This is a genomic window from Marinobacter sp. 3-2 (assembly GCF_003751355.1).
In the GTDB taxonomy this organism is placed as follows: Bacteria; Pseudomonadota; Gammaproteobacteria; order Pseudomonadales; family Oleiphilaceae; genus Marinobacter; species Marinobacter adhaerens.
The window spans coordinates 20852-33225 of record NZ_RJUQ01000017.1; the positions used below are offsets into that span (position 1 = coordinate 20852).

Consider the following 12374-nt stretch of genomic DNA (forward strand, 5'->3'; position numbering starts at 1 on the left):
CTGACGTCGCAAATCCACTGCAGCCGGACGATCCAATGCCCGTACCCGTGGTTCACCATCCAGACTACAGCTTCCCATTCCCGGCAAAGCACCGATTTCCCATGGAAAAATTCGGGCTCCTTGCCGATTACGCCCGCTCGAGAGGGCTTCTCACTCAAGCCAATAGCTTTCGCCCTGCCCCATGCCGGCAGGCGTGGCTGACCCGTACCCACTGCCCGGATTACCTCGCCCGTTTCGCCGGCGATCAACTCTCGGCACGGGAGAAACGGCAGATGAATCTGCCCTGGAGCAAGGGCCTCGTCCGACGCACTTTCCTGGCTCCTTCAGGCACGGTTCTGACGGCGCAGTTGGCCCTTCAGCATGGCATTGCCTGTCACCTGGCCGGTGGTACCCATCATGCCCATTACGATTACGCCGCCGGCTTCTGCATCCTCAACGATCTGGCGATCGCCGCCAATGTGCTGTTGCAGCAGGAGGACATTGAACGTGTGCTTATCTTCGATGTGGATGTTCATCAGGGTGACGGTACCGCTGCATTGTTGGCGAACGAGCCGAATGCCTTTACCTGCTCGATTCACTGCGAGCGCAACTACCCGTTCGAGAAAAAGGTGAGCGATCTCGATGTCGCCTTACCGGATGGCCTCGAAGACGGGGCCTATCTTGAAGTTGTCAGCGAAACGCTGAACAAAGCACTTGCGTTATCCCGGCCGGATATCGTGCTCTATGACGCGGGCGTGGATGTATTCAGGAATGATCCCCTGGGCCGGCTGAACATTTCCGAACAGGGAATTTTTGAGCGGGACTTTCAGGTGCTCAGTGAATTGAAACGTCGGGACATTCCAGTAGCGACGGTGATTGGCGGCGGCTACGATGATGACCGGGTGAAACTGGCCAAGCGGCACGGGATTGTTGTGGAAGCCGCCAGCCGGGTGTTTTCAGCCGACTGACCTAGTCTTTATTGCTCAAAGCAGAATTAGTCCTCATCACTGAAGGCAGACCGATGGAACTCAGCTGCCTCCTCGGCCTCCGGCACGCCGATCTCATGCACTTCCGGCACCTCTCCTCCGGCCAGCACTTCGAGCACGGCGTGCACCCCTTTGGACAGCGAACTCAGGCTGTAGCCACCCTCCAGAACCAGCGCTAATCGTCCCTCACAGTGTTTGTCGGCAATCGCCTGAACAATGCCTGTGATTACTTTGAAGCCATCGTAGGTGAGGTTCAGGGCCATGTCGTTTCTGTGCGGATCAAAGCCGGCAGAGACCAGCACCAAATCCGGCTGGAAGTAATCCGCCGCCGGCATCAGGATCTCCCGGAACACTTTCTCAAAGGCAACGTCGCCAGCCGTTTCCGGCAGTGGCACGTTGATGGTGTAGCCCTCCCCCAGCCCATCACCGATCTCTTCCAGGTGACCGGATCCGGGATAGAATGGCGCCGCGCAGTGGGTATCGAAAAACAGGACATCGGGGTCTGCCCAGAAAATGTCCTGGGTACCGTTGCCATGATGGGCATCCCAATCGATGATCAGAATCTTCTCACAGCCGAGTTTGGCCTGGGCATGGGCCGCAGCAATGGCCACATTATTGAGCAGGCAGAATCCCCGTGCCCGAACCGGTTCCGCATGATGGCCGGGCGGGCGGATCAGGGCAAACGCGCTGTTACACTCCCCTTTCACAACGCTTTCAACGGCGGCAATGGCGTTGCCGGCCGCAGCCGTGGCGGCTTTGATGCTGTCGGGTGACACCGCCGTAGTATCTTTATCAAGCCACGCCCGTTTCCCGTCCAGTGAGAAGATGTGGTCAAGGTAGGAGGTGGTGTGTACCCGTGCCAGCTGATCGTATGTTGCGGCAGCCGCACCCGATTTGAATTGAGTACCTGCCACAGGGTTTTCATCCAGATACTCCTTGATGGCGCTGATCCGCCCAGGGTGCTCCGGATAGCTCCATTTGAAATCCAAGCCCTGAAGAATGGATCGCACCCGCTTTTCCACCCGGCTGGGCATGAACGGAAGATCCACCTCGGGGTTATGCCCGAGCATGATCTCATCGTAAAACACATTCACACTGCGATCGCCGATCATGGCCTGTTTCCTTTTCTTATCCTTGTGATTCCGCCAGCGCCTGCTTCACCACCGAGGTGAATGCTGCAGCTCTTACCCCGGTCGGTTTGAAACCCAGCTTGGTCCAGGCAGCCTTGGCTTCCTTGTTTGAAGCAGAGTATTCGAGGATTAGCTCCGAGGCGTGATGCTCCTCCGCAAAAGTCACAAGATCCCGCAACAGTGCCTTCAGGATACCAAGCCCCCGGAAGTCCGGCTCTACCCAGATATCATCAATAACGCCAGACTTGAATTCTGCCGCTTCCGACTGCTCCCAGATGCCCTGGCTTCTCCAGATATAAACATAACCCATGCCCACGAGCCCGGCGCTTTTGCTTTCAGCCACAACGAGTCGTCTGTTGGGATCGTCCAGGGCGGAGTGCAGGGTTCGCAGAAGCCGTTTGTACTCGCTTTCCTTCAAGACATGGGGAGGCGCACCCGAAACATGCAGGGCCAGTTTGGCGAGGAAGCCCACCATCTCGGGCAGATCCTCTTCCCGGGCCTCTCTGATCACAAATCCACGCTTCGCTTGATTTACCGCCACTTGCAACTCCCGTTCGACCTTTGCCAAAAGCATGCCAGCCCAATCCCGGAATGATCTGCATTTTCGGGGCGTATACATTTGCGCTACTCTCCAAAGCGTAGTCGCTGGTTGATCGAGCTACAAAAGCGGCAACATCTACACGGTTCTTTTACTCATTCCTGCCCGGGGTAAGTTTCGATGAGAAAACTCCTGTTGATTCTGGGGATTTCGGTGATCGTTGCATTGTTGTCGACGGTCACATCCCGGCCCATGCTGATTGAAGAGCGGCTGATCCAGATTCAGGCGGAAAATACTCTCCGGGAATTCCCTCGGATCGAGAAAGAGCCACTGGAAGTTCAGGCAGCCTTGCTGGATATGGCAGACGACGAACTGCTGCTACTGAAGGCCCGGGCAGCGTATTTGCGATACCCGGCGATGACACGCGAAGTATTTCCCCTATATGGTCCCGAACCGGAATTCCGGGAAATTCTTCGGCTCTATGGCGAAAACATTCTTCCGCCGATTCACTATTTCCTGAGCAAACCTGTTGGCTCTATCGAGCTGATGAACGATCTGGCGAGCAAATATCAGGCGGCTCTTGAGTTCTTTACCGGAGGCGAAGAAACCGATAACAGTACCGGCGGCCAACAAAATACCTCCCGAAAGGAAAAGCTGACTCCGCAAGAGCGCGGGTGGTACGCCGTGCGATTTATTCAGGAGGAAGGGCACGATTTCCTGGGCCAGTTCGTATTTAACGAGCAGGGCGACGTCATCTGGGTTCGAACCGAACGGGTGCTGGAGAACATCAACCAGTTCTTCGCAAGTGGTATACGCAACCTTGAGATTCAGCACCGCACCGGTGACGACGTGACCGCCTCTGATATCGGCTGGGCGTCGGTGGATGTTCTGGTTTTTGCCAGCGCGTTGAAGGTACTTCGGGTAGGACGGGCTGTCGCTGTTTCATCCAGAGGCGCTGCCAGGGGTACCCGGTCCGCAGCACTGGCCGCTCGCCTCACGACTAGCGGGCGCATGCTGATGACGACCGCCCGCTACGCAAAATGGCCCGCCGTGATTGGCGTGGGGTATCTGGTGGTCACACACCCCGGTATCATCAATGACGTCCTGGCAGAGGTAGCGGAAGTAATGGGCTACCCGGTAAAGCTGGTGCAGTTTCTCGGGTGGATGCTGATACTACTGCCGGTGTTGTACATCGGCAGTTGGGTATTTCGATTGATTGTGCGCCCCGCACTCGGATTGCTCGGAGCCCTGATCACTGGCCTGGCACACGTTGGCCGGAAAAAATCACTTAACACACTGGACTGATTCAGAGACCGCTATGTCCTTTTCCCGCATCTACGAACAGGCCGTTCTTCAGAAAGGCGGCGAGGGCGAGGTTCTCGCACGGCTGCCGAGAGTTGCGGCACCCGGCGAGCTTGGGGCTCTTGGTGACGATCGATACCTTTCGGAAATCACCCGGTGCATCTTCAAGGCCGGTTTCGTCTGGCGGGTGATCGAAAACAAATGGCCGAAGTTTGAAGAGGCCTTCGAAGGCTTTGTACCGCTTTACTGGCAGCAGGTTCCTCCCGAAGTGCTTGAGCGTTTGGCGGGCGACGAGCGGATCGTCAGGAACGCGCAGAAAATTCAGACCGTTCCCGAAAATGCGCGGATGATTGTCGATGCCTCCCGGGAACACGGCAGCTTTGGCAAGTTCCTCGCCGATTGGCCCAGCAGTGACCAGGCCGGCCTGCTGATGTGGCTTAAACGCAACGGAGCGAGGCTCGGTGGCAACAGCGCCCAATACTTTTTGCGGCGAGTGGGTTGGGACGGCTTTATCCTTTCACGGGATGTTATTGCCGCGCTGCATAGGGAAGAGGTTTTGGATGCCTCACCCACCAGCAAGAAAGGGCTGATGCAGGCGCAGGAAGCGTTTAATCTCTGGCATGAGGAGAGTGGCCTGCCCTACAGCCACCTCTCGAGAATCCTCTCGTTTACTATCGACTGATCTTGTCACGCGATTTCATTACCTCTTGTTTATTTAATGATAATTGTTATCATTCGCCTCCGCATTAACAACGAAGGCGTATTTTTGTATGAAAGTCATTCGCTCCCGACGCTGCAGCTCTGCAGCACTGGTTTCACTCCTCGGCGCAAGCTCTCTGGCCATGGCGCAATCGCAAACCAACGACGCGACCATACTCGAAGCTCTCGATGTGGTTTCTGATGCGATTACCGCTCCGGACTATATGCCTCTGGAAAAAACGCCGGCCGTTGGAAAACTGAACGTTCCGGTTGAAGAGCAACCCTATTCGGTCTCAATCGTCGATCGCAGCTTCATCGAAGATTCCGGCGCCAAGAACATCCAGGACGCCCTGCTCTACACCCCAGGGGTTAACGCGGGCAACTTCGGTTTTGACACCCGAATCGATTCCGCAAAAGTGCGTGGAGTAGACGCCGGCCGCTACCTGGATGGCTTGCGTCAGATCTACGGTTCCTACAACACCGTCCGCACCAATGTGTACGCCCTTGAGAGCATCGAAGTGCTCAAGGGCCCCTCCTCAATGCTTTATGGCCAGAGCGATCTGGGCGGCATCATCAATGGGGTATCCAAGCTCCCGGAAGAGGAACCGGGCGGCGAGATCTGGGCCCAGTATGGCACCTTTGATCGCAAGCAACTGGCCGTGGATGTAACCGGCCCCGTCAACGAGACCGGTGATTTGTTGTACCGTCTGATCGCACTGGGACGCGACAGCGACACACAGGTGGATTATGTGGAAGACGATGGCTACGTGCTCTCCCCTTCACTGACCTGGCGCGCCACCGATGATACAAGCATCACCCTGCTTTTGAACCGTCAGGAGAACAAAGGCCAGGTGTCTGCCCAGTTCCTGCCACAGGCCGGCACCCTGGAGCCGGGTTCTCAGGGTTTCATCGGTTCCGAGCGGTTTGTTGGCGAACCGGGTTGGGATCGTTACGACCGGGAGAAGACCGAGGCTACCCTGTTTGTCGATCATCAGCTGAATTCCAACTGGGCGGTTTCCGCTACGGCCCGTTATACCGATTCCAGCGCAGAAACTCGTGAGCATTGGATCACTATTCCAAGCGTTCCTGACGCCAACGGTGAGGTATCACGAACCATTTACACGGCAGACACTGAAACCCGTATCTTCAACATGGACGCTCGTCTCGAGGGCGATGTTGATCTGGGCATGACCCGCCACCGTCTTATTATCGGAGCCGACCGCCAGGATGCCCTCTGGGAACAGGACAACTACTTCTACGGCTATGGTCTGGGCGGAACATTCGATGTTTACGACCCACAGTACGGCAACCTGAATGACAGCATCATCAACCCATCCGACCGGCCAGACAACGAGATTGAGCAGATTGGCCTCTACGTTGCCGACCACATGGAAATCGGCCCTGTTGTCGTTTCCGCCGGCCTTCGCCACGACTGGGCCGAGAACCGCAGCCTGGCCGTCTCCGGATCAGACACCGTCAGTGATGAAGAAGCCACTACCGGTCGCGCGGGTCTGATGTACCGGTTTGAAAACGGGATTTCTCCGTACATCAGCTACGCTGAAGCCTTCAGCATGAATCTCGGTACCGACGGCACTCCCGAGGCCAATACCCTGAAACCGACAACCGGCGACCAGCAGGAAGCTGGCGTGAAGTATGTTTCACCGGACGAGTCCCTGGGCATCAGCGCCGCGTATTTCGATATTACCCAGGAGAACCGCGTCAGTGATGGCAATACGCCAGGAGGTGTCGAGCAGACCGGCGCCGTGATCGACGGCTGGGAGCTGCAGGTGAACAAACGCTCGCAGCGTTTCGAAACCCAGTTGGCGTATACCGACATCAGTGCCAAAGACGATGGCACCGGCAACCGTCTTCCCTATGTGGCCGAGCGTCAGGCTTCCTGGTGGAACCAGCTCTATATCGCCAGCAACTGGCGGTTCGGTGCCGGCGTTCGATATGTGGGCGATAACGTTGGTTCAGGCGGCGGGCCCGTCGTGCCTTCCGTTACCCTTTACGACGCCATGATTGGCTACACCTGGCAAAACTGGGACTTCACCGTCGATGCTAAGAACTTGGCCGATGAAGAATACATCACTTGGTGTCGCTCCGAGGGTGCAGACTGCGGATACGGCGAGCGGCGCACTGTGAACGCAAACGCCAAGTATCGTTTCTAACACTTCACCCCGAGGTCTCTGATCGCCGCAACCCGAACATTTCCGCGGCGATCAGCTCTTCTTTTTCTTCTTCTTTTTGGCCTTCTCGTACAACTCGCGCAATGCCTTGGGATTCTTTCCTTTACCCGAGCCGTGGGACTCCAGAATACGTGTCCAGATCGCCTGCTTCTGTTCCGGTGACAGCTGTTTCCACTCTTTCTTCTCCTGACGGGTTCGGCCGCAGGCTTTGCAAATGGCCTTCTTGTTGAACTCGCAGACGTCGATACAGGGTTTCTTGGTGACGGGCTCCATGGATACTTGCTCCCCTCCTTCTTTGAGAAGTGGCTCTACTTAACACTGTAGACGTCGACACCTGGATACAAGGCGTGGCACCAGTGGAAAACCGAGACAAGCTCCTAGTAGGGAATAAACGCTTCCTCATCACCCACGACTTTGGCAAACCGCCCGGCCCTCCAGTCCTCTTTGGCCTTTTCGATTCTGGCTCTGGTGGAAGAAACAAAGTTCCACTCAATAAACCGCTTACCAAGGGGCTCACCACCGATCACAGCGATACGCGTTTCTTCAGTAGCAGTGACCTCAACGCCGGAGCCTCGGGAAAAAACCGTCATGCTATGGGCAGGCAGTTCGGAGCCGTGAGCTCGCAATGCCCCACTGGCGACATAGACGGCCCGTTCGGTCGCCTCCGGCAACTCCAGGGTCTGACCGGCTTTCAGGGTAGCTTCAAGATACAGCGTGTCGCTGAATTGGCGCACCGGTGAGCTCACGCCATAGGCACTGCCGATCATTACCCGGACCGGGACACCGTCAATGTCGATGGCCGGTATCTGATCGCCCGGATAATGATGAAAGGCGGGGTCGGTTTCCTCATGGGATTCCGGCAAGGCGAGCCAGAGCTGGAGCCCATGCAGAGGATGATCCTTGGCCGTGATTTCAGGACGCTCCCGCTCGGAATGGGCGATGCCACTACCGGCCACCATCAAGTTGATATCTCCCGGCCGGATGGGCTGGTAGCTGCCCACCGAATCCCGGTGCAATATTTCGCCTTCAAACAGGTAGGTTACGGTGGCAATGCCAATGTGCGGATGCGGCAATACGTTGATGCCCTCGCCGGCCGGAAATGCCGCCGGACCCATCTCATCAAAGAAAATCCAGGGGCCGACCATTTTCCGTTTTGCCGTTGGCAACAGGCGACGCACAGAAAAGCCGCCCAGATCAGCAACCCTTGGGCTCAAAATGACTTCAATGGCGCTGCACGGCGCATCGGCCGAATCACAGCTCTGTTCGACAGAATTCATCAGATTGCTCATGCATCGCTCCCTAAGCTTCACATCTGCTTGAAGAGATGGGCATTGCTGCGACTGACCGGCAGTCTTCTGCCAATGCCATCCATAAACACCTCATAGTGTCCTTCTTCATCTCGTTCCACCCTGGAAATACGGCCAACCTGAACTATGATCGCCCGATGAATACGCCAAAACTGATCAACATCGAGGGTTTCCGTTAATTCTTTGATGGTTTTGCGAATGAGGAACTCCCCGTTCTCGGTCACCACTGTTGTGTACTTGTCCTCGGCGATAAAGCAACAGACATCGTCCAACCGTATAACATGAACCTGCTGGCCGCGGGTGGCGTTAATCCAGCGAAGTTCGCTGGAGCCTGCAACCGGCATTAGGCGTTTCAGCTGCGCAGCATCCAGCTCATACTTCACTGTTCTTTCATCACGCTTTCTCAGTCTTTCAATGCACTGATACAAGCGGTCTCCGTGCACGGGTTTAAGCAGATAGTCCACCGCTTCATGTTCAAATGCCTCCAAGGCATGTTGATCGTAGGCTGTAACAAATACGAGGTTCCCGGAAAATCCCATATCACGCAGGACACCCGCTGTCTCAACGCCGCTCATACCGGGCATCTTGATGTCCAAAAACACGGTATGCACATCAACTTCATTGATTCGTTCGACCGCTTCCACGCCCGACCCCACACAGATCACCTGCTCTGCTTCATCCCAGAGATCCGTGAGCAGTTTCTGAAGGTGAAATCTGAGTAAGGGTTCATCGTCAACAACCATAACGTTCATGGCGAGTCCCCGGGATTAATCGGCCACCGAACCGTAGCAACGCAACCGGTTACTGAGCCCTTTTCATCAGTATGGTTGGCCAGTATCAGCGATGCATTCTTTCCATAGAGCAGCGACAAACGCTGATGAATGTTGTCAACGGCGATTCCATGCCCGACGCCATTGTTCTTACGAGAATCCTTTCGCAATCCCAGCCCCGTATCACGGATGGTAACGCAGCACCGCTCAGGTCCAACATCTACCAGCACCCGGATATGACCGCCTTCAAGTTTAGGTTCAATGCCATGGATAACCGAATTTTCAACAAGCGGCTGCAGCGTAAATGGCGGGCAGCTCACTCCAGCGATGTCATCCTGCACGACAACTTCAAAGGTCAATCTGTCTCCCATTCTAGTGCGCTGTATCGAAAGGTAAGCTTTCACAAACTCCAACTCTTCAGACAGAGGAATGAGCTGACGCTCAGCCTTGGTCATGGAACCTCTGAGCAACCCTGTAAGGTCATCCAGAACTGTTTTCGCCGTCTCCGGTCGCACGTCAATGAGTACACGTATATTGGCGAGTGTGTTGAATAGGAAGTGCGGCTCAATTCTTGATTGCAACACCTGATAGTTGGATTCCGCCAGCTGTTTTTCCTGCTCAAGCGTTCGCATTCGTTGAGCCTGTAGTTCTCTGCGTTTACGGGTCAAACGATGTGAGTTGTAGAAAACGTAGGTCACCAACAAACTGAACAGGATCTTGAGTATAAGATCAGAAGCCGGCGCCTCCCGCACTTCTTCGAAGGAGCCATAAAGCTGATAAAACAAGTGGACGATGCCAATAACGACTCCCACCAGGTAGCCAATGACCGTGGCCACCAATATGGAAGTCCGGTTTTCAAGATAATGAACACTGACCCGTATCGCACACAGGCAAGACACCCCGAATACTAGAGCAACCTGCAGTGTCAGCCAGAACTCGCCCGCGTCCGTTAGCCAGATTACCATCGAAATCGCGTAGCAGATTGCAAGCGTCTGAAAGGTATCTCGGAGCAGGTCATGGCGCTGCCAGAGGCGTTGAATCTCAGTAATCATGATGTCTGCCCTGCTCCATTAAAAGCCAGATGCATACCCGTGGCCACGAACCAGAGAATGCCGCCAAGCCCGAATACCGCAGCGCAGAACCCTGCCAGTTGCGGCAGTGCAGTAGCCGTGCCGGCAAAACCGACCAACAGTGCGCTCCACTGAATAGCCTCTGGCAACGACTGTTTCTGCCGTGAGGCAAAAAAAACCAGAATCAGCCATACGCCACCTACGAGTTCGTTCCCGCCTCCTAGACCGTTGACGACTATATGGAGCGAAACAAAGGCCCCTGGCGCGAGTTCCGGATGGGCCTGTGCAAGAGTGATCACCATATTATGCCCTACGGTCGCCACCAGCCCCGCTGAAATCACGAGACCTGCCCAGAGATACGCCACGAGCGATGCAGCTTGGCTCAGGGTTGTTCTCGGCACCAAAGCCGACAATCCGAACTGCATGTTGAGCAGCGCAAAGCCGAACAAGAGGTAAATAACAAAATACCATGTATACAGAAAACCGCTGTGCTCCTGCAGGTAAATGAGCTGGGAAGTGATGTCTGCCGATAGATTCCCGAACTGAACTTCCGTCAAGAGCGCGAGGTAAAAGACCATCCCGAACAGAAACGTTAATCCGGCAAGGATACCGGCAAGCCCTCCCGTTCGTTCGCGAGATGAGAAACACAGCTTCATGTCGTTTGCTCCTAGAACTGATAAAAGATTGCAACACCACCAGACCAGAAGCCCTTGCGCTCCACGATTGAACTTTCGCCAGCCCCGTCGCCAAGATGTTCATAACCAAACGCGAACACCGAATGCCAATCGCTACCCAGTTTCTGGACGTGAGAGACCGAAGTCCGCATTACGACCGATTTCTCTCCTTCGTATGCCGCAATATTTGCAGACGCCTCTTGCTGGCTAACGCCGTAGTAGTAATCAACCAGCCTTCGCGATTGCTGACGCACGTCAATGCTTGGCACCAGCGCTCCCCCCCATGCGGGCAATTCCCGGGAAACTGCAATACCCCATTCATGACCGCCATGCCGGTCCAACACATCGGCCGACGCAAAAATGGCAAGATCAACCCAGGGTGTCGCCTGCTCCCATTTGATCAGTAACTCACCGGTGTCATCTCGGTCGTCCAGTGCTGCCAGCACCTTGTTATCGTCCGGGTCGAACACAGACTGGCGTAACTGCGCCATCACCTTGAGCCTGCTAGAAGACGTGGGCGAGGTAACAAGCCCGATACCTTCCGGGTTTGCCATCATCATCCCCCACCGCAGATCGGCATAGGGTACGACGACATGCTGATCATTCTCCCCCTTTACATGGCGCTGGATAGATCCGCCGGAAAGGCCAAGGCTTGCGTCCCAGTCGGAGGCGCTGACAGGGCCTGCAAGAATACACAAGACAAGTGCTGTAAAAGTGAGCCTTGACCGGAGGGCAAGGTGAGTCGCTAACGGGTTCATTTCAATGATCTCCATGTGAATGAATTCAGGGGTGGAATACCCAGACGCACGGACTTTCACACGGATGGAGAATCTCCAAGGAAGCGTGAGATAAACGGTTGGTATGGACGACAAGCCGGCATAAATAGAGATGGACGGTAACGCGCATTCAACCGCACTAGACTGTGCTAGAGTCGTTGGAAACTCTGTTCTGGGATTTCATGTATGAAAACCATTGGCCTTCTCGGCGGCATGAGCTGGGAATCCACGCAAACCTATTACCGGCTTATCAACGAGGGCGTTAAAAACCGCCTGGGCGGGCTGCATTCAGCCAAACTGGTGCTCTTCAGTGTGGATTTCGCCGAGATTGAAGCTCTGCAACACAAAGGCGACTGGCCGGCCACTGCCGACATTCTTGCCGGGGCCGCTCTGTCAGTGCAGAAGGCAGGCGCGGATTTCCTGGTGATCGGTACCAACACCATGCACAAGGTTGCTCCGGAGATCGAACAGGCGATCGGGATTCCATTGCTACACATCGCGGATGCCACAGCGCAGTTACTGAAGAAAGAGGGTGTGACCCGAGCAGGCCTGCTGGGCACCCGCTTTACAATGGAGCAGGCGTTCTACAGGGAACGACTGGAGGCGGCCGGTATCGACGTTCTCACCCCGGATGAAGGCCAACGGGATGAGGTGCACCGTGTTATCTACGAAGAGCTTTGCCAGGGCGAGATCAAGCCTGACTCGCGCCACATCTACCTGGATATCGTTTCGTCGCTTTCCGGGCGCGGGGCCCAGGCGGTCATTCTCGGCTGCACCGAGATCGGATTGCTGATCAGCCAGGCCGACACTGAGGTTCCACTTTACGACACCACGGAGATTCACGCCGCCCGAGCCGTGGAGCTGGCGTTACATCATCCGTAGAAGACCGACCAAGACGAACACCTGCAAAAACTGGATAATGGCCGCCATTAGAAGCCATGGCGCGCCAAATTC

The 12374-nt window shown here is 55.5% G+C and carries 13 protein-coding genes; 5 read left to right on the forward strand and 8 right to left on the reverse strand.

What is annotated here, in order from left to right:
* Window positions 1-35 precede the first annotated feature (35 nt).
* Window positions 36-947 carry a histone deacetylase gene (locus EDB94_RS16945; protein ID WP_104271370.1) on the forward strand — a complete coding sequence of 304 codons (912 nt, stop codon included), beginning with the start codon at window positions 36-38 and terminating at the stop codon, window positions 945-947.
* A 26-nt stretch (window positions 948-973) separates the two neighbouring features.
* Here the strand turns inward: EDB94_RS16945 and EDB94_RS16950 are convergent, their stop codons facing one another.
* Both EDB94_RS16950 and EDB94_RS16955 read right to left on the reverse strand, forming a co-directional pair.
* Window positions 974-2077, reverse strand: a complete 1104-nt coding sequence (locus EDB94_RS16950; RefSeq protein ID WP_108019013.1) for a histone deacetylase — start codon at window positions 2075-2077, stop codon at window positions 974-976.
* Between the two features lie 16 nt (window positions 2078-2093).
* Window positions 2094-2636, reverse strand: coding sequence for a GNAT family N-acetyltransferase (locus tag EDB94_RS16955; RefSeq protein WP_260312619.1), 543 nt, complete (start codon window positions 2634-2636; stop codon window positions 2094-2096).
* Window positions 2637-2813: 177 nt separating this feature from the next.
* On the opposite strand from EDB94_RS16955, the gene EDB94_RS16960 reads away from it, so the two are divergent.
* The 3 genes from EDB94_RS16960 (at window position 2814) to EDB94_RS16970 (ending at window position 6805) form a co-directional block, all read left to right on the forward strand.
* The gene (locus EDB94_RS16960; protein ID WP_108019015.1) at window positions 2814-3938 is read left to right on the forward strand and encodes a hypothetical protein; all 1125 of its coding nucleotides are present in this window, start codon (window positions 2814-2816) and stop codon (window positions 3936-3938) included.
* A gap of 13 nt (window positions 3939-3951) precedes the next feature.
* Entirely contained in the window at window positions 3952-4617 is a 666-nt protein-coding gene (locus tag EDB94_RS16965) for a DNA-3-methyladenine glycosylase I (RefSeq protein WP_108019016.1), read from the forward strand.
* Window positions 4618-4705: 88 nt separating this feature from the next.
* Window positions 4706-6805 carry a TonB-dependent siderophore receptor gene (locus tag EDB94_RS16970; protein WP_108019017.1) on the forward strand — a complete coding sequence of 700 codons (2100 nt, stop codon included), beginning with the start codon at window positions 4706-4708 and terminating at the stop codon, window positions 6803-6805.
* Window positions 6806-6856: 51 nt separating this feature from the next.
* Here the strand turns inward: EDB94_RS16970 and EDB94_RS16975 are convergent, their stop codons facing one another.
* The 6 genes from EDB94_RS16975 to EDB94_RS17000 form a co-directional block, all read right to left on the reverse strand.
* The gene (locus tag EDB94_RS16975) at window positions 6857-7096 is read right to left on the reverse strand and encodes a DUF1289 domain-containing protein (protein ID WP_062784747.1); all 240 of its coding nucleotides are present in this window, start codon (window positions 7094-7096) and stop codon (window positions 6857-6859) included.
* A gap of 104 nt (window positions 7097-7200) precedes the next feature.
* Window positions 7201-8112, reverse strand: coding sequence for a pirin family protein (locus tag EDB94_RS16980; RefSeq protein ID WP_108019018.1), 912 nt, complete (start codon window positions 8110-8112; stop codon window positions 7201-7203).
* A 17-nt stretch (window positions 8113-8129) separates the two neighbouring features.
* Window positions 8130-8882, reverse strand: a complete 753-nt coding sequence (locus EDB94_RS16985) for a LytTR family DNA-binding domain-containing protein (protein WP_014576829.1) — start codon at window positions 8880-8882, stop codon at window positions 8130-8132.
* Window positions 8879-9952, reverse strand: a complete 1074-nt coding sequence (locus tag EDB94_RS16990) for a sensor histidine kinase (RefSeq protein ID WP_064226837.1) — start codon at window positions 9950-9952, stop codon at window positions 8879-8881. The genes EDB94_RS16985 and EDB94_RS16990 overlap by 4 nt, the downstream gene beginning before the upstream one ends.
* Window positions 9949-10626 carry a hypothetical protein gene (locus tag EDB94_RS16995; protein WP_108019019.1) on the reverse strand — a complete coding sequence of 226 codons (678 nt, stop codon included), beginning with the start codon at window positions 10624-10626 and terminating at the stop codon, window positions 9949-9951. The genes EDB94_RS16990 and EDB94_RS16995 overlap by 4 nt, the downstream gene beginning before the upstream one ends.
* Window positions 10627-10637: 11 nt before the next feature.
* Window positions 10638-11402, reverse strand: coding sequence for a MipA/OmpV family protein (locus EDB94_RS17000; protein WP_181259062.1), 765 nt, complete (start codon window positions 11400-11402; stop codon window positions 10638-10640).
* A gap of 204 nt (window positions 11403-11606) precedes the next feature.
* On the opposite strand from EDB94_RS17000, the gene EDB94_RS17005 reads away from it, so the two are divergent.
* Window positions 11607-12302, forward strand: coding sequence for an aspartate/glutamate racemase family protein (locus EDB94_RS17005; protein ID WP_108019021.1), 696 nt, complete (start codon window positions 11607-11609; stop codon window positions 12300-12302).
* Window positions 12303-12374 lie beyond the last annotated feature (72 nt).

Excerpts from the sequence above, each read along its gene's own strand:
- EDB94_RS16945 (WP_104271370.1), top strand. The coding sequence starts at position 36 with ATGCCCGTACCCGTGGTTCACCATCCAGACTACAGCTTCCCATTCCCG.
- EDB94_RS16950 (WP_108019013.1), bottom strand. The coding sequence starts at position 2,077 with ATGATCGGCGATCGCAGTGTGAATGTGTTTTACGATGAGATCATGCTC.
- EDB94_RS16960 (WP_108019015.1), top strand. The coding sequence starts at position 2,814 with ATGAGAAAACTCCTGTTGATTCTGGGGATTTCGGTGATCGTTGCATTG.
- EDB94_RS16965 (WP_108019016.1), top strand. The coding sequence starts at position 3,952 with ATGTCCTTTTCCCGCATCTACGAACAGGCCGTTCTTCAGAAAGGCGGC.
- EDB94_RS16970 (WP_108019017.1), top strand. The coding sequence starts at position 4,706 with ATGAAAGTCATTCGCTCCCGACGCTGCAGCTCTGCAGCACTGGTTTCA.
- EDB94_RS16975 (WP_062784747.1), bottom strand. The coding sequence starts at position 7,096 with ATGGAGCCCGTCACCAAGAAACCCTGTATCGACGTCTGCGAGTTCAAC.
- EDB94_RS16980 (WP_108019018.1), bottom strand. The coding sequence starts at position 8,112 with ATGAGCAATCTGATGAATTCTGTCGAACAGAGCTGTGATTCGGCCGAT.
- EDB94_RS16985 (WP_014576829.1), bottom strand. The coding sequence starts at position 8,882 with ATGAACGTTATGGTTGTTGACGATGAACCCTTACTCAGATTTCACCTT.
- EDB94_RS16990 (WP_064226837.1), bottom strand. The coding sequence starts at position 9,952 with ATGATTACTGAGATTCAACGCCTCTGGCAGCGCCATGACCTGCTCCGA.
- EDB94_RS16995 (WP_108019019.1), bottom strand. The coding sequence starts at position 10,626 with ATGAAGCTGTGTTTCTCATCTCGCGAACGAACGGGAGGGCTTGCCGGT.
- EDB94_RS17000 (WP_181259062.1), bottom strand. The coding sequence starts at position 11,402 with ATGAACCCGTTAGCGACTCACCTTGCCCTCCGGTCAAGGCTCACTTTT.
- EDB94_RS17005 (WP_108019021.1), top strand. The coding sequence starts at position 11,607 with ATGAAAACCATTGGCCTTCTCGGCGGCATGAGCTGGGAATCCACGCAA.